Source organism: Blautia massiliensis (ex Durand et al. 2017), from assembly GCF_051861785.1.
Classification (GTDB): Bacteria; Bacillota; Clostridia; order Lachnospirales; family Lachnospiraceae; genus Blautia_A; species Blautia_A luti_A.
Genome location: NZ_CP146725.1, coordinates 3,643,347 through 3,664,867 on the forward strand (window position 1 = coordinate 3,643,347; position 21,521 = coordinate 3,664,867).

The window sequence follows — 21,521 nt, forward strand, 5'->3', positions numbered from 1 at the left end:
GAAGGAGAAATTTCATGTTTGAAAATATACGCCTGGCTTTTCAGGGAATATGGTCACATAAGATGAGATCCTTTCTGACCATGCTGGGTATTATTATTGGTATTGCATCTATTATTGCAATTGTATCTACGATCAAAGGTACCAGTGAGCAGATCAAGGAAGATCTGATCGGGTCCGGAAACAATACCGTACAGGTTCTGCTCTATGACGGAGACAGTACATACGATATGGATTATGGTTCTTACGAAAGCTCGGCCAAACCGCCGGTTATTTCTGATTCCCAGAAAACGGCGATCGGAGACTTGGATCATGTGATCAGTTCTACATTTTATTACAGCAGCCAGTCTGCCGGTGTTTATTATAAAAACACAAGCTTTCAGGGCGGAACCGTGTACGGGATCGACAGCAATTATCTGAAAACGATGGGATACCTGGTCCAGTCCGGGCGGGGATTTGTACAAAAAGATTATGACAGCTACCGAAAGGTTGCTCTTGTGGATTCCAATGCTGCACAGAATATTTTCGGAAGTGAGAGCCCTGTAGGGAAAACCATTGAGGTGGGATCAGAACCGTATATCATTGTAGGTGTGATCACTCAGAGTGAGGACAACATGCCGAAGATCAATACGATTTCTGAGTACGAAGAATATTCGCAGGCGATCATGGGAAGCGTGATGATCCCGGATACTACCTGGCCTGTTGCATTTAAATTTGATCAGCCGCAAAATGTGACAGTCCGTGCAGACAGCACAGATAATATGAGTTCTGTAGGAAAAGCAGCAGAGGATATTCTGAATACAGGGATCCAGAATGAAAAAAACAAATCGAACTTTAAATATAAAGCGGAAGACATTATGGAGAAGGTCAAGAATCTCCAGAAGCTCAGCGAAAGTACCAATCAGCAGCTGATCTGGATTGCAAGTATCTCCCTGCTTGTTGGTGGTATCGGTGTTATGAATATCATGCTTGTATCTGTAACAGAACGTACCAGTGAGATCGGACTGAAAAAAGCTATCGGAGCAAGAAAAAAAGTAATCCTGGGACAGTTTCTGACGGAAGCTTCGGTGCTGACCAGTATCGGAGGAATCATTGGTGTGGTCCTTGGAATCATCCTGTCAAAAGTGGTGTCTCAGGTGTCCGGGGCACCAACGGCCATCAGCGTTCCGGCAATTATCGGTTCTGTGGTATTTTCCATGCTGATTGGTCTGATCTTCGGACTTCTCCCATCTGTAAAGGCAGCTAATCTTAATCCGATCGATGCCCTTCGCAGTGAATAAAAAGATATACATACATATAGCATCTGCAATTGCCGGAAGGATTCCGGCGGCAGATGCTTATTTTTATATCTGAAAGTATTGTTCAGGTTTTATGAAGCTCTGCGGTCTTTATTTTGTCACTTTTGCTGTATATATGACAAAAAAAGAAAGTATAAATAGAGTTTTTACAGGTTTTTTAGAGATCATAAAAAAATCGTGGCAGAATCTTTGGATAGTGTGATATAATGCATCATAAGTGGGCAAATATAAAAACAGAAGGAGATAATTTCATGAAGGTTTTGGAAGGTAAATCTGTCTTTTCCGGTATTGCGATCGGTAAGATCTCAATCCTCCAGAAAGTTGACGCCAGTGTTAAACGTGTTCACGTGGAGAATCCGGAAGAAGAGGTAAAGCGTGTGGAGGCAGCCAGAGAGCAGGCTGTGGCACAGCTTCAGAAGCTTTATGACAAGGCTCTTCAGGAAGTTGGAGAGTCCGGAGCGGCAATCTTTGAGGTTCATCAGATGATGCTGGATGATGATGATTATCTGGATTCCATCCACAACATTATCCGTACAGAGTCTGTAAATGCAGAATATGCGGTTGCAACAACTGGTGATAACTTCTCATCAATGTTCGCACAGATGGACGACGATTATATGAAAGCAAGAGCAGCTGATGTAAAGGATATCTCAGACCGTCTGGTACGTGTGCTTTCCGGCCATGGAGATGGAGCGCTTGAAGTATCCGAGCCGGTGATCGTAGTTGCAGAGGATCTTGCACCAAGTGAGACTGTACAGATGGATAAGAGCAAGGTTCTTGCTTTTGTCACAAGAAAAGGTTCTTCTAACTCACATACTGCGATTCTTGCGAGAACCATGAATATTCCGGCGCTGATCAATATTGAATACGATGAGTCCATGGACGGTAAGATGGCAGTCGTAGACGGAAAGAGCGGAAATCTGATCGTTGGGCCGGATGCAGAAACCCTAAAAAAATATGAGGATATGCGTGCCGATGAACTTGCACAGCGTGCGATGCTCAAAGAGCTGAAAGGTAAAGAAACTGTTACCAAGAGCGGTCGTAAGCTCCACCTTTATGCCAACATCGGAAGTACAGGTGATGTTGCGAATGTACTTGCCAATGATGCGGAAGGCATCGGACTTTTCCGAAGTGAGTTCGTATACCTGGAAAAAGAAGACTATCCTACAGAGGAAGAGCAGTTCCAGGTTTACAAGACCGTAGCTCAGAATATGGCCGGCAAGAAAGTTATCATTCGTACTCTGGATATCGGAGCGGACAAGCAGATCGATTATTTTAATATGGCGCATGAGGAGAACCCTGCAATGGGATATCGTGCGATCCGTATCTGCCTGGACCGTCCGGAAGTATTTAAGACACAGCTGAGAGCGCTTTTCCGTGCAAGCATGTTCGGAAATATTTCCATTATGTATCCGATGATCATCTCTGTAACAGAGGTGAAGCAGATCAAGGCCATTGTAGCAGAAGTAAAAGCAGAGCTTAAGGAACAGGGGATCCCGTTCCGTGATGACGTGGAGCAGGGTATCATGATCGAGACTCCGGCAGCTGTTATGATCAGTGATCTTCTTGCAAAAGAGGTTGATTTCTTCAGTATCGGAACCAATGATCTGACCCAGTATACACTGGCTATTGACCGTCAGAATGCAAAGCTTGACAACATTTATGATTCCCATCATGAGGCAGTTCTCCGTATGATCCAGATGGTTGTGGATAATGCACACAAAGAAGGTATCTGGGCCGGAATCTGTGGTGAGCTTGGTGCGGACACTACACTTACTGAGAAATTTGTAGAGATGGGACTGGATGAGTTGTCCGTATCTCCGACATTTGTTCTTCCGGTTCGAAAGATCGTAAGAGAAATGAAATAAGACACAGATCATAAATAGATAAGGATATTTTTGATAAATAGTGTGACAGCTGCTGTGCATAAATATTTGTATGGCAGCTGTTTTTTTAGTTATTGTTTGCGGTTACTGTTCACTGGTAATATTCCGCGAGGTGTTTTTTGTGAACGAAGGTCACAGAAAATTTCCAATTGTGGTATAGAAAAAAATATGATACACTAACATCATGGCTTACTACAGCAGTTCAAAGAATTAGTCCATCAGGGGCTGATGCATTAATTCTTTGAACTGTGAGATAACAGACCAGGAGGAGAGAAAGAATGGGCAAAATTGCCATTGTAACAGACAGCAACAGCGGTATCACACAGGCACAGGCAGAAGAGCTTGGCGTTTATGTGATACCGATGCCGTTTTATATTAATGAAAAAATGTATCTTGAAGGTGTAACTCTCACACAGGAAGAGTTTTATGAGAAGCTTAAGAAGGATGAACCGATCTCCACATCTCAGCCAAGTCCGGCTGATCTCTGTGATCTGTGGGACAAGCTTCTGAGAGATTATGAGGAAATCGTTCATATTCCGATGTCAAGCGGACTGAGTGCATCCTGTTCTACTGCAATGGGACTTGCTATTGATTATAATGGTCGTGTTCAGGTAGTGGATAATCAGCGGATTTCCGTAACACAGAGACAGTCTGTAATGGATGCTAAGATGCTTGCCGAGGCAGGAAAAAGTGCCGCAGAGATCAAAAAGATCCTTACGGATCAGAAACTCGATTCCAGTATTTATATCACACTTGACACCCTGAAATATCTGAAAAAAGGTGGCAGGATCACACCGGCAGCCGCAGCCATCGGAACGGTTCTGAACCTGAAGCCTGTACTTCAGATCCAGGGAGAGAAGCTGGATGCCTACGCCAAGGTCCGTGGCAAGAAGCAGGCCAAACGTGCCATGCTGAAGGCAATGAAGAATGATTGGGAAACACGTTTTAAGGAATACGCATCTGACGGTGAGATGTGTCTTCAGGCTGCTTATACAGGAAATCTGGAAGAAGCAGAAGAATTTAAAAAAGAGATCCAGGAGGTATTTCCGGGAATGGAGATACATATGGATCCCCTTTCCTTAAGTGTTGCCTGCCATATCGGTTATGGTGCCCTTGCAGTCGCATGTTCAAGAAAAGTGACGTTATAAGCATAAAATACAGAAACAAAGATATGAGGAGTTTGAAACATGAAGAAGATTATGGAGCAGATGGCGGAAGAACTTTCCGCAGCATTTGAAAAAGCAGGTTATGATCCATCCTACGGAAAAGTTACTGTTTCCAACAGACCGGACTTATGTGAGTATCAGTGTAACGGTGCTATGGCAGGAGCCAAAGCATATCACAAGGCACCGTTTATGATCGCTGATGATGTGGTAGCACAGCTGTCAGACAGCCGGATCTTTTCCAGAGCAGAAGTTGTAAAGCCTGGATTTATCAACCTGGATGTGAAACCGGAATTTGTTGCAGAATACATGAATAAGATGGCAGAGGATGAGAAGCTTTCTGTTGAGACTGCCAAGAATCCGAAGACGATCATTATCGACTATGGCGGACCAAACGTTGCCAAGCCGCTTCACGTAGGACATCTCCGTTCTGCAATCATCGGTGAGAGCATCAAGCGTATCGGACGTTTTGTAGGACATAAGGTGATCGGTGATGTACATCTTGGAGACTGGGGCCTTCAGATGGGACTGATCATCACCGAGCTGAAACACCGGAAACCGGAGCTGGTATATTTTGATGACAGCTTTACCGGTGAATATCCGGCAGAGGCACCGTTTACTATCAGCGAGCTGGAAGAGATCTATCCATGTGCCAGTGGGAAGTCCAAAGAGGATGAGGCTTACCGTAATGAGGCACTGGAGGCAACCCATCTTCTTCAGCAGGGTAAACCCGGATACATGGCTCTCTGGAACCACATCATGAATGTATCTGTAACTGATCTGAAGAGAAACTACGCGAACCTGAACGTAGACTTTGACCTCTGGAAAAAAGAATCCGATGCACAGCCTTACATCCCGGATATGGTAGAGGATATGAAGAAGCGAGGATTTGCCTATGAGGATCAGGGCGCTCTTGTTGTAGATGTAAAAGAAGAGAGTGATACCAAGGAGATCCCTCCATGTATGCTTCTGAAATCAGACGGAGCTTCTCTCTATACGACCACAGACCTTGCTACTATCGTAGAGCGTATGAAACTCTTTCAGCCGGATGAGATCCTTTATGTTGTTGACAAGCGTCAGGAGCTGCATTTTATCCAGGTATTCCGCTGCGCAAGAAAAACCGGTCTTGTAAATCCGGAAACCAAGCTTTCCTTCCTTGGTTTCGGTACCATGAATGGAAAAGACGGTAAACCGTTTAAGACAAGAGAAGGCGGTGTTATGCGTCTGGAGAACCTGATCGCAGATATCGATGAGGAAATGTATCGTAAGATCGTGGAGAATCGCAGTGTAAAAGATAAAGATGCAAAGGATACTGCCAAGATCGTAGGACTTTCTGCGATCAAATACGGAGATCTTTCCAACCAGGCGACCAAGGATTACATCTTTGATGTTGACCGCTTTACATCCTTTGAGGGAAATACAGGTCCGTATATCCTTTATACTATCGTTCGTATTAAGTCGATCCTGAACCGTTATGTACAGGAGGGAGGAGATTTAAGTACAGGTAAGATCCTTCCGGCAGTCAATGCCAGTGAGAAGAACCTGATGCTTCAGCTTTCCGGCTTTGCGGCAATGGTTGAGAACGCTTTTGAAGAAAAAGCACCACATAAGATCTGTGCATATATCTATGAGGTATCCAATGCATTTAACAGCTTTTACCATGAGACCAAGATCTTAAGCGAAGAGGATCAGGCACAGAAGGAATCCTTCCTTCAGCTGCTCCAGCTTACAAGAAGAGTGCTTGAGACAAGCATCGATCTTCTTGGATTCTCTGCACCGGATCGTATGTAAGGTATAGTTTTACAGATACAAACACTATGAATAATGACAGACCGCCGGATAAAGAGACATTTTTTGTCTGCTATATCCGGCGGACTTTTTTATATAGAAAGTTCTTTGCAAAAAGAACAGGACGTGCTATAATAGGACTTATCCTAAACGAGGGCAGATCATGAATATCTGCCTGACTATAAGTTATCTGTTTTTCAAACCGGAATTCACCGGATTATCCCAAATCAATAAGAAATGTAAGCATAAATATTGTCTGACAGAAATGAGAGGAAGGTGATCTGTCTGATCGGAAATGTTCTGAAAGAACGTTATTGCATTGTAGAACAAATTGGACATGGCGGCGGTGGAAGCCTTTATCTGGCAAAAGATATGGAGCTTGGTATCTGCCGTGCAGTGAAAGAGATACCGATCGCAAAGAAAAAAGAAGCCAGACTCATGCAGCATCTGGAATATCCTGCAATACCGAAGATCATCGATTATGTGGAAACAGGGGAGTACTGTTATCTGATCATGGAATATATCAAGGGTCAGTCGCTGGGAGAACTTCTCCGTTCAGGAAAACGGTTTTCTTTACGGGAAATCCTTGCTCTGGGAAAGGAGATTGCCAGAGTATTGGAATATCTTCACAGTCGGAAGCCACCGGTCTGTTACGGGGACCTGAAACCGGATAATCTTATGTTTTCTGAAAACGGGCATCTGTATCTGATAGATCTTGGAAGTGCCACGTTCGATCATGGAAAAAGAAAACAGATCTGTGAAGGAACGAAAGGCTATGCGTCGCCGGAGCAGTATCAGGGCTACTTAAGACCGGGAAGTGATATTTATGCTTTGGGGAAGACCCTGGAAAAGCTTTGCGGAAAAAAGAAATGGCAGTGGATTTTATATCCGGATTTTTTCTGGCTTCTGTTCCGATGTACCAGAAAACAGGAAAAATACAGATATTCGGATATGTCAGTGGTTCAGAAGAAAATCCAAAAGCTGGAAAACAGATATCGGATGATCACCTGGAGAAAACGATTTCTGGAAGCGGCAGCTGCAGGGATTCTGATAGGAACACTGATCTTGATAGCAGGATTGCTGAAAACGGAAGAATTTTCTGTGGCGATCTCAGAAGTAACAGATTTGTATTACGAAGCCAGACAGTATCCGGAAGACTCAAAAGATCGGGAAAAGTGCTGTATGGCAGCGGAAAAGAGACTCCAGAGGTTAAGTAGAAATTATGGGGAAAAAGAACAGCAGCGTCGTATTGAGCTATTACTGGCATGGAATGCGGAGCTTTTGTGTGAACCGGAAAAAGCGGCTTTATATTATGAAAATCTTCTTCTGTATGATGAGGAATATCCTGTGGCCTACGGGGAATATGGGATGTTTCTTATTCGGACCGGTCAGAAAGAGGCCAGCAGAAAGCTGTGGGAAGATTATAAAGAGAAAGAAAAAGCGGAATTACTGGATGACAGCGAAAGCAGAAATCTGCAGCTTTGGGAGGAGATCAATGAGAAAAAGAAGAGAAAGTGATCAGATAAAACCAAAAGAAATGAAAATTCCTAGTAGGAAAACCTGTTTTATTATTTTGTTTCTGCTGGTCTTATGCAGCTGGATGATCCCTTCTATTGCTGTCTATGGATTTGATGTGTCAGGAATGGATAGTTTTGATACCGGCGGATTTGATATGAATGTGGGAGAAGGAACCGGACAGCTGCCGGAAGACTGGGAAGAAAGCTATGCAGGAGAAGGAAGTGATGATAGTAATTGGAACAGAGAAGAAGGAAATACCGAGGAGTATTCCGCTGCCTGGGCAGAATCAGAGAATGATCAGGAGGAGTCTGCACAATGGAATTTAGATTTTCAGACAGATGAGGTACGTTCTCAGGAAGAAAGCTTTATGGAAAATGGAAATACTGCGGCAGAAGTAGAGATAGCTGATACACCTGCGGAAAAACGGACGGAAACGCCGATACCAACAAAACTGCCAATACTGACTGAACAACCGATCCCCATACAGACAGTGACAGCAAGTCCATCTGTAACGTTGACTCAAAAACCAGTTCGAAAGTCAGTGACAGATGCATCAAAGAGGGAGAAGAAGCAAAATCCGGCATTATCTTACTATCGGACAGAACCAACAGGAACGTCGGATAGGAAAAAAGAAAAAGAGCAAAAACCGGTGATCCGAATGAAAACAGACGGTAACAGGATCCGGATAGAGATCAGTCCGGATATTCCGTTCCAGATCCTTTCATTTCGGATCAATGGAAAAGAATGTGCTTTTTACTGGCAGGGAAAAAGGCTTCTGGCGGAATTACCGAAAAAAAGCAGAAATTCCTGGAAAGCAGAACTCCTGGGTTTTGTGAAATCCGGTAAGCTGTGCTATGAAAGCATGGACTTACCAGAAAAACAGTGATACAATAGGCATACTTACTGATTATTTTATACAACAGGAGGAATTTATGTATAAGGCAATCTTTTTTGATCTGGACGGAACACTGACAGAATCCGGAGAGGGGATTACGAAATCTGTACAGTATGCACTGGAGAAGCTTGGAGTTTCGGCACCGGAGCTGGAGCCATTGAAGGTTTTTGTGGGTCCGCCGCTTCTGGAACAGTTTATGAAATATGCGGGATTTGATAAAGAGACAGCGCAGAAGGGAATCGAATATTACAGAGAACGGTATTCAGAAAAAGGAATGTATGAGAACAACGTTTATCCGGGCGTGGAAAACACTCTGGCAGAACTGAAACGTCGTGGCTACCGGCTGGCAGTGGCATCTGCGAAACCGACCTTTTACGTAACACAGATCATGGACCATTTTAATCTGAGCCGGTATTTTGAGGTGATCGCCGGGACGGACCTCAATGGACCGAAAGTAACCAAATCTCAGGTGATCGAGGAAGCTCTGGAAAGAATGAGCTTTTCTGACCACCGTGACCAGGTGATCATGGTGGGTGACAGAGAACATGACATTCTCGGAGCCAGACGATGCGGGATCCAGTGTGTGGCTGTATCTTACGGATATGGAAGCAGAGAAGAACTGGAAAAGGCACAGCCTCTTCAGATCGTAGCTTCCGCAGATGAGCTGCTGAATTTTTTCGTCTGACCCCTCTGCACAGACAGAATATTTTTCAAATAGTGTGGAGGGAGCTTTATCCGGCAGGAATCCATTATCTTATCGGACAGATCCTCGGAAGCGCCGTGCTTCTCTGGCTGGCAGGGCATGTCGGCAACGCACAGGAAAGGTACTATAGTTATACGCTGGTGATCACCGGACTTACCGGAGTGCTGGTTATGTTTCCGGCAGTATATTTTTACCGGAAGGATCGTATAGGAAGGCTGATCGGCGGTTTAACTTCCGTTGAGGAACAAAGGCTATCTATTCCTGAAATGCTGCTTCTTCTTGCTGCTGGAGCCGGATTTGCCCAGTATGCCAATGTGCTGGTGGCGATCCTGCAGAACTGGATCTCATCCAGCTATGGAGAGACGATGACGAAGATCACCTCAGGAAAGAGTTTGTTTATGATGATCTTCTGGATGGGTATCATAGCGCCTGTTGCGGAAGAAATGATCTTTCGCTGGCTGATCTATCTGCGACTTCGGGATCATTTTTCTGTGCTGGTTTCCGCTGTGATCTCTGCGGCGTTTTTCGGAATTTATCACGGAAATGTCCTGCAGGCTGTGTATGCGTTTGTCTTGGGAGGGATTTTTGCGTGGTTTCTGGAGATGGGCGGTAATAAGTGGACCAGCGTGCTGATGCACATCGGAGCCAATACCTGGATACTTATTTTCAGTGAATATGCCCAGACTCTGGTGGAAAAAGCCGGAGCAGGAAGCCTTCTGATGATCTATGGTGTTTTTGCGGCAGCGATGATCGGAGGATATCAGTATTTTGCACGCCGGGGAGAAAAGCGTGGCTACCGGGCTGTCTGATCCAATGTGGATCACGAAGGTCCGCCTGCTACTGGATCAGGCAGAGTGATAGATAAATATTTGCTTTACAGAGAATCTGTAATGGGATCATAGTATAAGGATGCCATTACAGATTTTTTTGTAAAAATATGCCGGAATCTTTTGCTGCCGGTAAATTTATATAGATTTTATATTTATTTAAGAGACCATTTCTTGCGTACCTTTGTATCACGTGCTATCATAAGTGTATTAAAAGAATTAATACACTTAATACACAGATTACAGAGAAAGGAGCGTCGTATGTTATTCTTGGACTATCAGGACAGACGTCCCATTTACGAGCAGATCGTAGAGAAATTCCGGATGCTGATTCTGTCAGGAGCTGTGGAGCCATCTTCCAAGATGCCGTCTGTGCGGCAGCTGGCCGTGGAATTATCCATCAATCCCAATACCATCCAGCGGGCATATATGGAACTGGAGCAGCAGGGGCTGATCTGTCCGGTGAAGGGAAAAGGCAGTTTTGTCACAGACAGCAGCAGGATCATGCAGATCGGTATGGAAGAAACCTTAAGTGAGCTGAAAAAGATCACAGAAAAGGGAATGACTCTGGGAGTAGGGGAGGAAGAAATGATCGGTGTGATCCGCTTATGCTATAAGGAGGGAAACAATGATTGAGATAAAAAACTGCAGCAAAGCTTTTGGTAAGATACAGGCAGTAAATAAGGTCACTATGGATATCGGGGAACGGGAGGTTTTTGGACTGATCGGTTCCAACGGTGCGGGAAAAAGTACTCTGCTCCGTATCATGGCCGGGATCATCCGTCAGGACAGAGGAGAGGTGCTGATGGATGAAGAACCGGTTTTTGAAAATGAAAGGATCAAAGAGCATTTTTTCTACATCCCGGACGATGCATATATTCCGGCAAATTGCAATGCTCTGGACATGGCAGAATTTTACCGTTGTATTTATCCGGGATTTCAGCAGGCGCGTTTTGAGACAATGATGAAGCAGTTTCATCTGGATGGAAAACGAAAAATCAGTACTTTTTCCAAGGGAATGAAGAAACAGCTTCTGGTGATCCTGGGAATCAGTACAGGAACGAAATATCTGTTTTGTGATGAAACCTTTGATGGCCTGGACCCGGTAATGCGCCAGGCAGTAAAAAGTATTTTTGCATCGGAGATCATGAGTCGTGAATTTACGCCGGTGATTGCTTCCCATAATCTCCGTGAGCTGGAAGATATCTGCGATCACATCGGGCTTCTTCATCAGGGAGGAATTCTCCTTTCCAGAGATCTGGAGGATATGAAATTCCACATCCATAAGATCCAGTGTGTACTTACTGACAAAAAGAAAGAAGAAGAATTAAAGAAAGAGCTGGAGGTTTTGAAAACAGAGCATCAGGGCTCCCTGCTGCTTATTACTGCAAGGGGAACAAGAAGAGAGATCATGGAGAAGATACAGGCAAAAAATCCTCTTTTCTGCGAAGTGCTCCCACTGACTCTGGAAGAAATATTTATCAGCGAAACGGAGGTGGCAGGCTATGAAGTCAAAAATTTATTCCAGTGAGTATATGAAATCCTCTTCTAAAGGACAAAGATGGATTCCGGCATTTGCCATGATCGCATTTCTCCTTGCATTTCCGGTAGCGGAACTTATTCTGATGGGAAAATGGAATGAGCGCAGTTATACTCAGAGTCAGCTTTCCTATCTGTATTCCAGCCTGTGGAGCAGTGACTTTCTCACAATGGGAGCAGCTGTGGCTGCGGTAACCGCATTTTTTGCAGCAGTAAGCGGCTTCTGGTATCTGTATTCCCCGAGAAAAGTGGATTTCTATCACAGCCTTCCGGTAAAGCGAAGTGCACTGTTTCTGCACAGAGTATTGTTGGCTGTTCTTTATTATCTGGTGCCATATGTGATCATGGAATTTGCTGCGGTATGCATCGGGGCAGCCAGAGGATATTACAGCCTTTCCATTATGAAAAAGGCACTGATCCTGCTGGTACTCCATCTCCTGATGTATCTTCTGGTGTATTTTTCCACAGTGCTGGTGATCGCCTGCACCGGTACCATGTTGATGGGAGCACTTGCATGGGCAGGGCTGTTTACCTACAGTATCATTCTGGCAGTGATGCTGCAGTTAAGCGGACATTTATTTTTTGATACCTGGTACGAGGGCAGTTACGGAATTCTGGCAGCAGTGCGGGAGCTGGGATCTCCTCTTATGGTGATCGTAAGCTTTATAGATAGATACAGCAGCGGAAGCTTTGGAAAGCAGTTGCTGATACTGATCCTTACGCTGTTTATCATGGCAGCACTTTCCTGGATGGCATTTTGCAGACGAAGGTCAGAGAATACCGGAAAAGCTCTGGTATATACCTGGATGGAGCCGGTCTTAAGTGCCCTGATTACAATACCATCCGGACTGGGGATCGGTCTGATCTTTTATATGATTCCGGAAGATTCATCCAAAACAGCATGGTGGATCTTCGGAATGATACTGGGAACGATCCTGGTTCATGGAATTCTGGAAGTGATCTATGAAATGGATTTTCGCAGATTTTTCCGCAGAAAAGTGCAGCTTATGATCTTTGGAGGTGTTGTGGCAATCTGTGCGCTGACCATGAAAATGGATCTTCTGGGATATGACAGTTATTTTCCGGCTTATGACAATCTTCAGGGAGTTGTGATAAATGTAAGCAATCTTTCATATACAGAGCAGCTTTGCAATGTGGAAAAAAAAGAAGACGGAATCTATAAGATCCGGTATACTGCCACCTCAGACAATAGTTCCGGTCTGGTGGATCAGCCGGTGATGAAAAGTAAAGCATTATATAACAGTCTGGAGGATATCAGGCTTCAGAATGAAAAAGGAAAAAAATCAGGAAAGCGCGTGTATGTGCGCTACATAAATAAACAGGGATTCAGTGTATGCAGAAGCTATAATGTATCCTCTGCGCAGGCACAGAATCTTATGGAAGCCCTGTATGATGAGCAGACATGGAAAGAAGACAGATATTCATTTTTCCAGCTGGACAAACAGTATCTGAAAGAGGTCACCGGTACTTTCTGTGACGGAGATATTCAAACATTATTTGAGAAAAATGCAGAGAAGCGTCAGGCACTGGCAGAGGCGCTGAGAAAGGACATTCTGGAAAACGGCGGTCAGACAGTAAAAGACCAGCCATGTGCAATGCTGATGTTCGATTATGCGGGAATTCCCTCAGAAGGATACATGAATGAATGGGGAATGAATGTACCGGCTGTTCAGGAAGGAGAGAGGGTGTCTACCTCCGTTCTGGTGTATCCGGCATATAAGAGAACACTTGCAATTTTGGAAGAAACAGGATATCCTCTTTCTATGGATGAGCTGTCTGTTGAGTATATTGATGTTTATTACTTCAGCTCCGAAGCTGTCGGCGAAGATGAGGAAGCTTTTTCCGACACTGAGCCCCTTTCGGATCTTGAAGAAACAGAGAACGGTTATAAAGTCCGTTACGATAAAAAGGAACAGCTGGAAGTCCTGAAAAAATGTATCCGTCCATCACAGCTGGTAAACGGATGGACTATCTGGAATGCAGATGTCACAATGGAAGTGGTTCTGGAAGGACAGGAGAGCACCGGCGGGGATTCCGGACTTTATATGACATTTGCCGGTGAGATCCCGGATTTTATCAGAGCAGATGCAAAGGCAGCCCATGTAACAGAATGGGAGGTAAATGATTAATGGAAAAACCAGTCCGGCTGGATAAATTTCTGGCAGATGCCGGCGCAGGTACAAGAAGCGAGGTAAAAAAATACATACAGAAGGGTCAGGTGCAGGTTAACGGGAAATCTGTGAAGAAACCGGAGCTGAAAGTAACAGAAGAAGATCAGGTGGTTATGAACGGGCAGGAGATCCATGCTGCACCGGAATATATATACTATCTTTTTAACAAGCCGGCAGGCTGTGTCAGCGCAACGGAGGACTCCAGAGATAAAACGGTTCTCGACTACATTGAAGAGAAAGACAGAAGAAAGGGTCTTTTTCCGGTGGGACGCCTGGATAAAGATACAGAAGGCTTTCTTCTGATCACAGATGACGGTCTTCTGGCACACGAGCTTCTTTCTCCGAAAAAGCATGTGGATAAGACCTACTATGCAAAAGTATCCGGGAAAGTGACAGCAGAAGATGTCGTGAAGCTGGCAGAAGGCGTGGATATCGGGGAAAAAGATCTCACACGACCGGCAAGGCTGGAGATCCTTTCTACCTGGGAGTCCGGTACAGAATCTGCAGAAGCCGGTAAAAACTGGGAATCTGAGATCCGACTTACCATCCACGAGGGAAAATTCCATCAGGTAAAACGGATGATGGAGGCACTGGGAAAAAAAGTAACTTATTTGAAAAGACTATCCATGGGGCCGCTGGCGCTTCCTTCAGATCTTCCGACAGGAAAATATCGTTCGCTCACCGAAAAAGAGCTGGAGCTTCTGAAGTCTGCCGGAAACCGCTGAAAAACAGAAAAAAATTGGAAAAATCCCCTTTACATAAGGGGATTTTCTATGCTATAATTCAGAAGTTGCAAAAATAAGCACGCACGGCGATTCTATAAGGATGGTGCCCTACGGTGTGAGGATGGGTCCAGAGAGAAGGCGACCTGTGCGGAAGAATTTAACCAAAAAGGAGAAAAGACATGAGCGTTATTTCAATGAAACAGCTTTTAGAGGCAGGTGTTCATTTCGGACATCAGACAAGAAGATGGAACCCTAAAATGGCTCCGTACATCTACACAGAGAGAAATGGTATCTATATCATCGATCTTCAGCAGTCTGTAGGAATGGTTGACGATGCTTACAATGCAGTAGCAGATATCGTTGCCAACGGTGGACACATCCTTTTCGTAGGAACTAAGAAACAGGCTCAGGATGCTATCCGTACAGAGGCAGAGCGTTGTGGAGAGTTCTTCGTAAATGAGAGATGGCTTGGTGGTATGCTTACAAACTTCAAGACAATCCAGAGCCGTATCGCAAGACTGAAAGAGATCGAGACAATGGAAGCTGACGGAACATTCGACGTACTTCCTAAGAAAGAAGTTATCGAGCTTCGCAAAGAGCTTGTTAAGCTTCAGAAGAACCTTGGCGGAATCAAAGAGATGAAGAGAATCCCGGATGCTATCTTCATCGTAGATCCTAAGAAAGAGAGAATCTGCGTACAGGAGGCTCATACACTTGGAATCCCGCTTATCGGTATCTGCGATACTAACTGTGATCCGGAAGAGCTTGACTATGTGATCCCGGGAAATGACGATGCTATCCGTGCAGTAAAACTCATCGTTTCCAAGATGGCTGACGCTGTTATCGAGGCTAAGCAGGGAACTGCTGAGGCAGATGGCGAGATTGAGGCTGAGTCTGAGGAGTTTGCAGCTACAGAGGAATAATTCGTATAAACAGAATATTTCAGGAGGAAACGAACAATGGCTATTACAGCAGCACAGGTAAAAGAGTTAAGAGAGATGACCGGCGCCGGAATGATGGATTGTAAGAAAGCTCTTACATCTACAGATGGTGATATGGATAAAGCAGTTGAGTTCCTGCGTGAGAAGGGTCTTGCTACAGCACAGAAGAAAGCAAGCCGTATCGCAGCAGAGGGTCTTTGCAAAACTCTGGTAACAGAGGATGGAAAGAAAGCAGTCGTTGTTGAGGTTAATGCTGAGACAGACTTCGTTGCAAAGAACGAGAAGTTCCAGAGCTATGTTGCAGATGTTGCAGCACAGGCACTTAACACAACAGCAGCTGATATCGATGCTTTCCTTGCTGAGGCATGGGCACTTGATACAACTAAGACTGTAAAAGAGGCTCTTGCAGCTCAGATCGCAGTAATCGGCGAGAACATGAACATCCGTAGATTTGCTCAGGTTGAGGAGCAGAACGGATTCATCGCTTCCTACACTCATATGGGTGGAAAGATCGGCGTTCTTGTAGACGTTGAGACAGATGTTGTTAACGATGCTGTTAAAGAGATGGCTAAGAACGTAGCTATGCAGATTGCGGCTCTGAAACCGCAGTACACAAGCGACAAGGAAGTAAGCGCTGACTATATCGAGCATGAGAAAGAGATCCTTATGGCTCAGATCCAGAACGATCCGAAGGAGTCCCAGAAACCGGCTAAGGTTATTGAGGGAATGATCACAGGACGTATCAAGAAAGAGCTCAAAGAGATCTGCCTTCTTGACCAGACATACGTAAAAGCAGAGGACGGAAAACAGTCCGTTGCTAAATATGTAGAGCAGGTAGCAAAAGAGAACGGCGCTAAGATCCAGATCAAAGGCTTCGTTCGCTACGAGACAGGCGATGGTCTTGAGAGAAAAGAAGAGAACTTCGCTGAGGAAGTTGCAAAGCAGATGAACGCATAATCTTACAGTTCACATAAGAATTTGAATCGTAATTTTATCATGTAAATCAATGAAAAACCTTGAATTTCCTATGAAAATGGGATGATTCAAGGTTTTTTTGCGTATTGGGGATTAAATTCGAGACTGTGAGAAAAAGTCTGTAAATAAGATTCTTCTATGATATGCAAGGGTGGCAAGCCTGAAAATCAGGCTTCTCACCTTGTTTTATATATAACAGTGGTAGGGCGGTGGAATTTAAATAAAAAATTTACACTTTACAAATAACAGATAAAGTATTAAAATAAACAAAAAGATATCTTCAGGGCAGGGTGTGATTCCCTACCGGCGGTAGAGCCCGCGAGCCGAAAGGCATGATCCGGTGAGATTCCGGGGCCGACAGTATAGTCTGGATGGAAGAAGATGATAGTACAGTTGATTTTTGTATGAATGAATGTAGTATCAGAGCTCTGAGATGGTGATCCATTTCAGAGCTTTTTATGTAGGAAATAATCAGACATTCATTTATTGATCATATGTAACAGATCAATTCCACCCTGCAGATATTTCTGCAGGCTTTTTTTGTATTCGGCACATCGTTTTCGAAATAAATATACCACTCACTTGTCTGTGAATCCGATTGCACAGGTCTAAAAGCCTTGGCGTACCAGAGCGTGTTTGAAAAATCATTCCTGCAATCTGCACGCCCCACTTTGCGGTATATTTTGCCCGAATTCAGTTGCCGTAGCCCGCTACGGCGCCCTCATCCGGACAAAATCTCCCACAAATTGTGACGCACATCTTACAGAAAGCCTTTTTCAAACACGCTCTAGACAAAGAACAGGAATAAGAAAGAAGGAATAGAAATGACGGATCAGGAATATATGCTTCGGGCGGTTCAGCTGGCCAAAAAAGGAGAAGGCTGGACGAATCCCAATCCGATGGTAGGGGCAGTGATCGTAAAAGACGGAAGGATCATTGGGGAAGGCTATCATAAAAAGTATGGAGAACTTCATGCGGAGCGTAATGCAATTGCTTCCCTCACAGAATCAGCAGAAGGTGCGGTGATTTATGTTACGCTGGAGCCTTGCTGTCATCATGGAAAAACACCTCCATGTACGGAAGCGATCATTGAACAGAAGATCAAAAAAGTGGTGATTGGTTCCCGGGATCCGAATCCGAAAGTGGCAGGAAAAGGTGTACAGATGTTAAGGGAAGCCGGTGTAACAGTAGTTGAAGATTTTATGAGAGCAGAATGTGATCAGCTGAATCCGGTGTTTTTCCATTATATTACTACGAAAACCCCATACGTGGTGATGAAGTATGCCATGACACTGGATGGGAAGATCGCAACGAAGACAGGAGCATCAAAATGGATCACCGGAGAAGCGGCAAGAAAAGAAGTACAGCATATGCGGCATCAGTACATGGGGATTATGGCAGGTATTGAAACTGTGCTTGCAGATGATCCGATGTTAAACGTCCGGGCAGAAGGCTGGAAAAGTCCTGTCAGGATTGTGTGCGACAGTAAGCTCAGGATCCCCCCGGACAGTCAGATCGTAAAAAGTGCGGAAAAGTACCGGACGATCGTGGCTTATGCAGATCAGAAAAATACAGAAGAAAAAATAAAAATATTACATACCATGGGAGTTGAGACCATTTACTGTCCGGATGAAAAGGATCAGATAGACCTTAAGAAGTTGATGACAGATCTTGGAAACAGAGGTATTGACAGCATCCTCCTGGAGGGAGGCGGTACGCTAAATGACAGTGCCCTGCGAGCCGGAATTGTAAAGGAAGTACAGGCTTTTGTGGCACCAAAGCTGTTTGGTGGTGTGGCCGGGAAGACACCGGTAGAAGGTATCGGAGTTGAATTCCCGTCTGAAGCAGTAGAACTGAAATATACAGATATCTGCCAGATCGGTGAGGACATCCGGATAAGATGTCAGGTGTGTGAGAAAAAACAGGAGGAATCATGTTTACAGGAATCGTAGAAGAGAAAGGAAAAGTCCGTTATATACAGCTGACAGGAGAATCAGGGATCCTGGCAGTGAAAGCCCGGAAAGTCCTGGAAGGGACAAGGATCGGTGACAGTATTGCTGTGAATGGTGTGTGTCTGACAGTTACGTCGATCCAGCCGGACGGATTTACTGCCGATGTGATGGCAGAGACGATCAGAAGAAGCAGTCTTGGCAGTTGTAAAGCTGGAAGCCAGGTAAACCTGGAACGTGCAATGGCTGCAGATGGCAGGTTCGGGGGACACATAGTAAGCGGCCATATTGATGGGACTGGAGTGATACGTTCCATGCTCCGGGAAGAAAATGCCATCTGGGTATCAATTGAGACATCGCCACAGATCTTGCATCTGATCGTGGAAAAAGGATCCGTTTGTATTGATGGGATCAGCCTGACAGTTGCAAGGGTTGATGAAGCTGGTTTTCAGGTGTCGGTCATTCCACATACAGGAGGAGAAACCACTCTTTTGGAAAAGGTGCCGGGGGATCTGGTTAATCTGGAAAATGATGTGATCGGAAAATATGTAGAAAAACTGCTTGGCATCAGAAAAAATGAAGAAGAGAAAAAAGAATCCGGAATTACGATGGAGTTTCTTGAAGAATTCGGGTTTTAGAACAGGAGGATATACACTATGTCACAAAATTATCAGTACAACACAATTGAAGAGGCACTTAGGGATCTTAAGGAAGGAAAAATAGTTCTGGTCACAGATGATCCGGACAGAGAAAATGAGGGAGATCTGATATGTGCGGCAGAGTTTGCGACCCGGGAAAATATTAATTTCATGGCGACTTATGCAAAGGGTCTTATCTGTACACCGATGAGTGCAGAAATTGCGGCGAGATTGAACTTTCCGCCGATGGTTGCTGAGAACACGGACAATCACAGTACAGCATTTACCGTGGCAGTGGATCACGCAGATACAACCACCGGTATCTCTGCGGCAGAACGCTCCTATACCATTATGAAGTGTGTGGATGATCAGTCAAAACCGGAGGATTTCAGAAGACCGGGACATGTATTTCCGCTTATTTCCAGAAAAGGCGGGGTTCTGGTACGAAATGGCCATACGGAGGCAACAACAGATCTTATGAGACTTGCCGGACTGAAAGAATGCGGCGTGTGCTGTGAAGTTATGAAAGAAGATGGCACGATGATGCGTACATCACAGCTATGGGAAATGGCAAAAGAGCATAACCTTACATTTATTACGATCCGTGATCTGCAGGATTATATAAGAATACATGAAAAGCATGTAAAGGAGGAAGCAGCTGCAAACCTCCCAACGCAGTACGGTGATTTTAAAATGTATGGCTATATCAATGACATTACAGGAGAGCATCATCTGGCACTGGTAAAAGGTGATCTGGGAGATGGTGAGGATGTGCTTTGCCGTGTACATTCGGAGTGCCTGACAGGAGATGCATTCGGATCGCTCAGATGTGACTGCGGCCTGCAGCTGCAGACAGCGATGCGCCAGGTAGAGGCGGAAGGCAGAGGGATCATTCTGTATATGAGACAGGAAGGCAGAGGGATCGGACTGATCAATAAGATCAAAGCCTATGCGCTTCAGGAACAGGGATATGATACCGTGGAGGCTAATGTGAAGTTAGGGTTTGCACCGGATCTCAGAGAGTACTGGGTTGGGGCGCAGATACTGTCAGACCTTGGTGTGAAATCATTAAGATTACTGACCAATAACCCGGATAAAGTCTATGGGCTTGGTGAATTCGGGCTGAAGATCAATGAGAGAGTACCTCTGGAGATTCCGGTACAAAAGTATGACCGGAAGTATATGAAAACGAAGCAGGAAAAGATGGGTCATATTTTTAAGGAAATAAATTTATAAAAAACAGCAAATAGCAGGAGGAAGAAAAAATGAGACAGATCAATTTGGTAGAAGGAAAAGTAGTAGCACCGGAGGGAATGAAGGTTGGTATCGTGGCAGCGAGATTCAATGAGATCATTGTGAATAAATTATTGGGAGGGGCAGTCGACGGACTGGTAAGACATGGAGTAGAAGAAGAGAATATTACTGCAGCATGGGTGCCGGGAGCATTTGAGATTCCGCTTACAGCACAGAAAATGGCACAGTCAGGAAAATATGATGCAGTTATCTGCGTGGGAGCTGTCATCCGTGGAGATACTTCACATTATGATCTGGTGTGCAATGAATCTGCCAAGGGGATCGCACAGGTTGAACTTGCAACAGGGATCCCGGTCTTATTCGGAGTGATCACGACTGAGAATATCGAGCAGGCTATTGCGCGTGCAGGAAGCAAAGCGGGAAATAAAGGCTATGACTGTGCATTATCTGCGATCGAAATGGTCAATCTGATGAAGCAGCTCTAAAAGACAGGAAAATAAATGATGACAAAAACGATCATATTCGATTATGATGGAACGATCCATCATACCCTTGGAATCTATGAACCGGCATTTCGTGAAACCTATCAGTGGCTGACAGAACAGAAGGCTGCAGAAGAACGGGAGATAGGCTCGGCGGAAATTGCCGGCTGGCTGGGATTTAACAGTAAGGAGATGTGGAATACATTTTTGCCGGAGCTGGATCAGAGCTATAAAGAGCAGGCGAGCAGGATGGTAGGAGAACTGATGGTCAGACAGATCAGGAAGCATAAGGCAGTGTGGTATCCGGGAGCAGAGGAGATGCTTACAGCCCTGAAGAACCGGGGATATCATCTTGTGATCTTAAGTAACTGTAAAGCTTCCTATCGTGAGGCGCACTGGAAGGAATTTGGGATGGAACGATGGTTCGATCATTTTTATGACTGCGAATCGTATGGATTCCGTCCAAAGACAGAGATTGTGCAGGAAATCATCCGGGAATATACAGGCCCTTATCTGGTGGTCGGAGACAGGAGGCAGGATCTGGAATGTGCCAGAGCCTGCAAAAGCCCATTTATAGGATGCCTGTATGGATATGGTGAGAGAGGGGAGCTGAACGGGGCAGATCATCTTGCAGAACATATAGAGGATATACCACAGTTGGTGATATGAGGATGAGCTCAGCTTTATCCGAAAGCAGAAGCTGTACACTGACAGAAGGCATAGGACTGACGGGAACGGCATAAATATTATA

19 protein-coding genes, 2 pseudogenes and 1 riboswitch are annotated in these 21,521 nt (G+C 44.8%); of the genes and pseudogenes, 20 read left to right on the top strand and 1 reads right to left on the bottom strand.

The genetic code is table 11. From position 1 onward, the window contains the following. Positions 1 to 14: 14 nt before the first annotated feature. The 14 genes from V9W66_RS17160 (at position 15) to tsf (ending at position 16,429) form a co-directional block, all read left to right on the top strand. Positions 15 to 1,277, top strand: coding sequence for an ABC transporter permease (locus V9W66_RS17160; protein ID WP_144100389.1), 1,263 nt, complete (start codon positions 15 to 17; stop codon positions 1,275 to 1,277). A gap of 269 nt (positions 1,278 to 1,546) precedes the next feature. After that, on the top strand, positions 1,547 to 3,163 hold the full coding sequence (ptsP, locus tag V9W66_RS17165; RefSeq protein ID WP_144095753.1) for a phosphoenolpyruvate--protein phosphotransferase: 1,617 nt from the start codon (positions 1,547 to 1,549) through the stop codon (positions 3,161 to 3,163). A 296-nt stretch (positions 3,164 to 3,459) separates the two neighbouring features. Then, positions 3,460 to 4,329: a DegV family protein gene (locus V9W66_RS17170; protein WP_015524658.1), complete on the top strand. Its 870-nt coding sequence runs from the start codon at positions 3,460 to 3,462 to the stop codon at positions 4,327 to 4,329. Positions 4,330 to 4,368: 39 nt separating this feature from the next. Beyond that, positions 4,369 to 6,135, top strand: coding sequence for an arginine--tRNA ligase (gene argS, locus V9W66_RS17175; protein WP_059085563.1), 1,767 nt, complete (start codon positions 4,369 to 4,371; stop codon positions 6,133 to 6,135). Positions 6,136 to 6,384: 249 nt separating this feature from the next. Next, positions 6,385 to 7,650 carry a serine/threonine protein kinase gene (locus tag V9W66_RS17180; protein WP_243121829.1) on the top strand — a complete coding sequence of 422 codons (1,266 nt, stop codon included), beginning with the start codon at positions 6,385 to 6,387 and terminating at the stop codon, positions 7,648 to 7,650. Next, complete coding sequence (locus V9W66_RS17185) at positions 7,628 to 8,536, top strand: hypothetical protein (RefSeq protein ID WP_144095752.1); 909 nt, start codon at positions 7,628 to 7,630, stop codon at positions 8,534 to 8,536. Before V9W66_RS17180 ends, V9W66_RS17185 begins: the two co-directional genes overlap by 23 nt. 46 nt (positions 8,537 to 8,582) lie before the next feature. Next, a complete protein-coding gene (locus V9W66_RS17190) occupies positions 8,583 to 9,230 on the top strand; it encodes an HAD family hydrolase (protein ID WP_144095751.1) in 648 nt (215 codons plus the stop codon). A 32-nt stretch (positions 9,231 to 9,262) separates the two neighbouring features. After that, entirely contained in the window at positions 9,263 to 10,057 is a 795-nt protein-coding gene (locus V9W66_RS17195) for a CPBP family intramembrane glutamic endopeptidase (RefSeq protein ID WP_243121828.1), read from the top strand. A gap of 279 nt (positions 10,058 to 10,336) precedes the next feature. Beyond that, positions 10,337 to 10,711: a GntR family transcriptional regulator gene (locus V9W66_RS17200; RefSeq protein ID WP_144095750.1), complete on the top strand. Its 375-nt coding sequence runs from the start codon at positions 10,337 to 10,339 to the stop codon at positions 10,709 to 10,711. Beyond that, entirely contained in the window at positions 10,704 to 11,606 is a 903-nt protein-coding gene (locus tag V9W66_RS17205; protein WP_144095748.1) for an ABC transporter ATP-binding protein, read from the top strand. The genes V9W66_RS17200 and V9W66_RS17205 overlap by 8 nt, the downstream gene beginning before the upstream one ends. Beyond that, positions 11,581 to 13,764, top strand: coding sequence for a DUF6449 domain-containing protein (locus tag V9W66_RS17210; RefSeq protein ID WP_144095746.1), 2,184 nt, complete (start codon positions 11,581 to 11,583; stop codon positions 13,762 to 13,764). Before V9W66_RS17205 ends, V9W66_RS17210 begins: the two co-directional genes overlap by 26 nt. Continuing rightward, the gene (locus V9W66_RS17215) at positions 13,764 to 14,531 is read left to right on the top strand and encodes a pseudouridine synthase (RefSeq protein WP_144100390.1); all 768 of its coding nucleotides are present in this window, start codon (positions 13,764 to 13,766) and stop codon (positions 14,529 to 14,531) included. Before V9W66_RS17210 ends, V9W66_RS17215 begins: the two co-directional genes overlap by 1 nt. A gap of 179 nt (positions 14,532 to 14,710) precedes the next feature. Then, positions 14,711 to 15,454, top strand: coding sequence for a 30S ribosomal protein S2 (rpsB, locus tag V9W66_RS17220; RefSeq protein ID WP_044960678.1), 744 nt, complete (start codon positions 14,711 to 14,713; stop codon positions 15,452 to 15,454). 36 nt (positions 15,455 to 15,490) lie between these two features. Beyond that, positions 15,491 to 16,429: a translation elongation factor Ts gene (tsf, locus tag V9W66_RS17225; RefSeq protein WP_144093623.1), complete on the top strand. Its 939-nt coding sequence runs from the start codon at positions 15,491 to 15,493 to the stop codon at positions 16,427 to 16,429. A gap of 290 nt (positions 16,430 to 16,719) precedes the next feature. Continuing rightward, a riboswitch (FMN riboswitch) is annotated at positions 16,720 to 16,834 on the top strand. Between the two features lie 117 nt (positions 16,835 to 16,951). Here tsf and V9W66_RS17230 read toward each other — a convergent pair. After that, a pseudogene (locus V9W66_RS17230) lies at positions 16,952 to 17,194 on the bottom strand (DUF6783 domain-containing protein). Here V9W66_RS17230 and V9W66_RS17235 point away from each other — a divergent pair. The 6 genes and pseudogenes from V9W66_RS17235 to V9W66_RS17260 all read left to right on the top strand — a co-directional run. Continuing rightward, a pseudogene (locus V9W66_RS17235) lies at positions 17,144 to 17,269 on the top strand (DUF6783 domain-containing protein); the annotation flags it as partial. The pseudogenes V9W66_RS17230 and V9W66_RS17235 overlap by 51 nt on opposite strands. Positions 17,270 to 17,271: 2 nt before the next feature. After that, entirely contained in the window at positions 17,272 to 18,399 is a 1,128-nt protein-coding gene (ribD, locus tag V9W66_RS17240) for a bifunctional diaminohydroxyphosphoribosylaminopyrimidine deaminase/5-amino-6-(5-phosphoribosylamino)uracil reductase RibD (protein WP_144093626.1), read from the top strand. After that, positions 18,381 to 19,034: a riboflavin synthase gene (gene ribE, locus V9W66_RS17245; protein WP_144093627.1), complete on the top strand. Its 654-nt coding sequence runs from the start codon at positions 18,381 to 18,383 to the stop codon at positions 19,032 to 19,034. Before ribD ends, ribE begins: the two co-directional genes overlap by 19 nt. 18 nt (positions 19,035 to 19,052) lie before the next feature. Next, the gene (locus tag V9W66_RS17250; RefSeq protein ID WP_118515669.1) at positions 19,053 to 20,270 is read left to right on the top strand and encodes a bifunctional 3,4-dihydroxy-2-butanone-4-phosphate synthase/GTP cyclohydrolase II; all 1,218 of its coding nucleotides are present in this window, start codon (positions 19,053 to 19,055) and stop codon (positions 20,268 to 20,270) included. 29 nt (positions 20,271 to 20,299) lie between these two features. Further along, on the top strand, positions 20,300 to 20,773 hold the full coding sequence (ribH, locus tag V9W66_RS17255; protein WP_006427673.1) for a 6,7-dimethyl-8-ribityllumazine synthase: 474 nt from the start codon (positions 20,300 to 20,302) through the stop codon (positions 20,771 to 20,773). A gap of 15 nt (positions 20,774 to 20,788) precedes the next feature. Continuing rightward, on the top strand, positions 20,789 to 21,439 hold the full coding sequence (locus V9W66_RS17260) for an HAD family hydrolase (protein WP_119247934.1): 651 nt from the start codon (positions 20,789 to 20,791) through the stop codon (positions 21,437 to 21,439). Positions 21,440 to 21,521 lie beyond the last annotated feature (82 nt).

Bases quoted from the DNA above. Each gene is read 5' to 3' on its own strand.
- V9W66_RS17160 (WP_144100389.1), top strand. From the start codon at position 15: ATGTTTGAAAATATACGCCTGGCTTTTCAGGGAATATGGTCACATAAG.
- ptsP (WP_144095753.1), top strand. From the start codon at position 1,547: ATGAAGGTTTTGGAAGGTAAATCTGTCTTTTCCGGTATTGCGATCGGT.
- V9W66_RS17170 (WP_015524658.1), top strand. From the start codon at position 3,460: ATGGGCAAAATTGCCATTGTAACAGACAGCAACAGCGGTATCACACAG.
- argS (WP_059085563.1), top strand. From the start codon at position 4,369: ATGAAGAAGATTATGGAGCAGATGGCGGAAGAACTTTCCGCAGCATTT.
- V9W66_RS17185 (WP_144095752.1), top strand. From the start codon at position 7,628: ATGAGAAAAAGAAGAGAAAGTGATCAGATAAAACCAAAAGAAATGAAA.
- V9W66_RS17190 (WP_144095751.1), top strand. From the start codon at position 8,583: ATGTATAAGGCAATCTTTTTTGATCTGGACGGAACACTGACAGAATCC.
- V9W66_RS17200 (WP_144095750.1), top strand. From the start codon at position 10,337: ATGTTATTCTTGGACTATCAGGACAGACGTCCCATTTACGAGCAGATC.
- V9W66_RS17205 (WP_144095748.1), top strand. From the start codon at position 10,704: ATGATTGAGATAAAAAACTGCAGCAAAGCTTTTGGTAAGATACAGGCA.
- V9W66_RS17210 (WP_144095746.1), top strand. From the start codon at position 11,581: ATGAAGTCAAAAATTTATTCCAGTGAGTATATGAAATCCTCTTCTAAA.
- V9W66_RS17215 (WP_144100390.1), top strand. From the start codon at position 13,764: ATGGAAAAACCAGTCCGGCTGGATAAATTTCTGGCAGATGCCGGCGCA.
- rpsB (WP_044960678.1), top strand. From the start codon at position 14,711: ATGAGCGTTATTTCAATGAAACAGCTTTTAGAGGCAGGTGTTCATTTC.
- tsf (WP_144093623.1), top strand. From the start codon at position 15,491: ATGGCTATTACAGCAGCACAGGTAAAAGAGTTAAGAGAGATGACCGGC.
- ribD (WP_144093626.1), top strand. From the start codon at position 17,272: ATGACGGATCAGGAATATATGCTTCGGGCGGTTCAGCTGGCCAAAAAA.
- ribE (WP_144093627.1), top strand. From the start codon at position 18,381: ATGTTTACAGGAATCGTAGAAGAGAAAGGAAAAGTCCGTTATATACAG.
- V9W66_RS17250 (WP_118515669.1), top strand. From the start codon at position 19,053: ATGTCACAAAATTATCAGTACAACACAATTGAAGAGGCACTTAGGGAT.
- ribH (WP_006427673.1), top strand. From the start codon at position 20,300: ATGAGACAGATCAATTTGGTAGAAGGAAAAGTAGTAGCACCGGAGGGA.
- V9W66_RS17260 (WP_119247934.1), top strand. From the start codon at position 20,789: ATGATGACAAAAACGATCATATTCGATTATGATGGAACGATCCATCAT.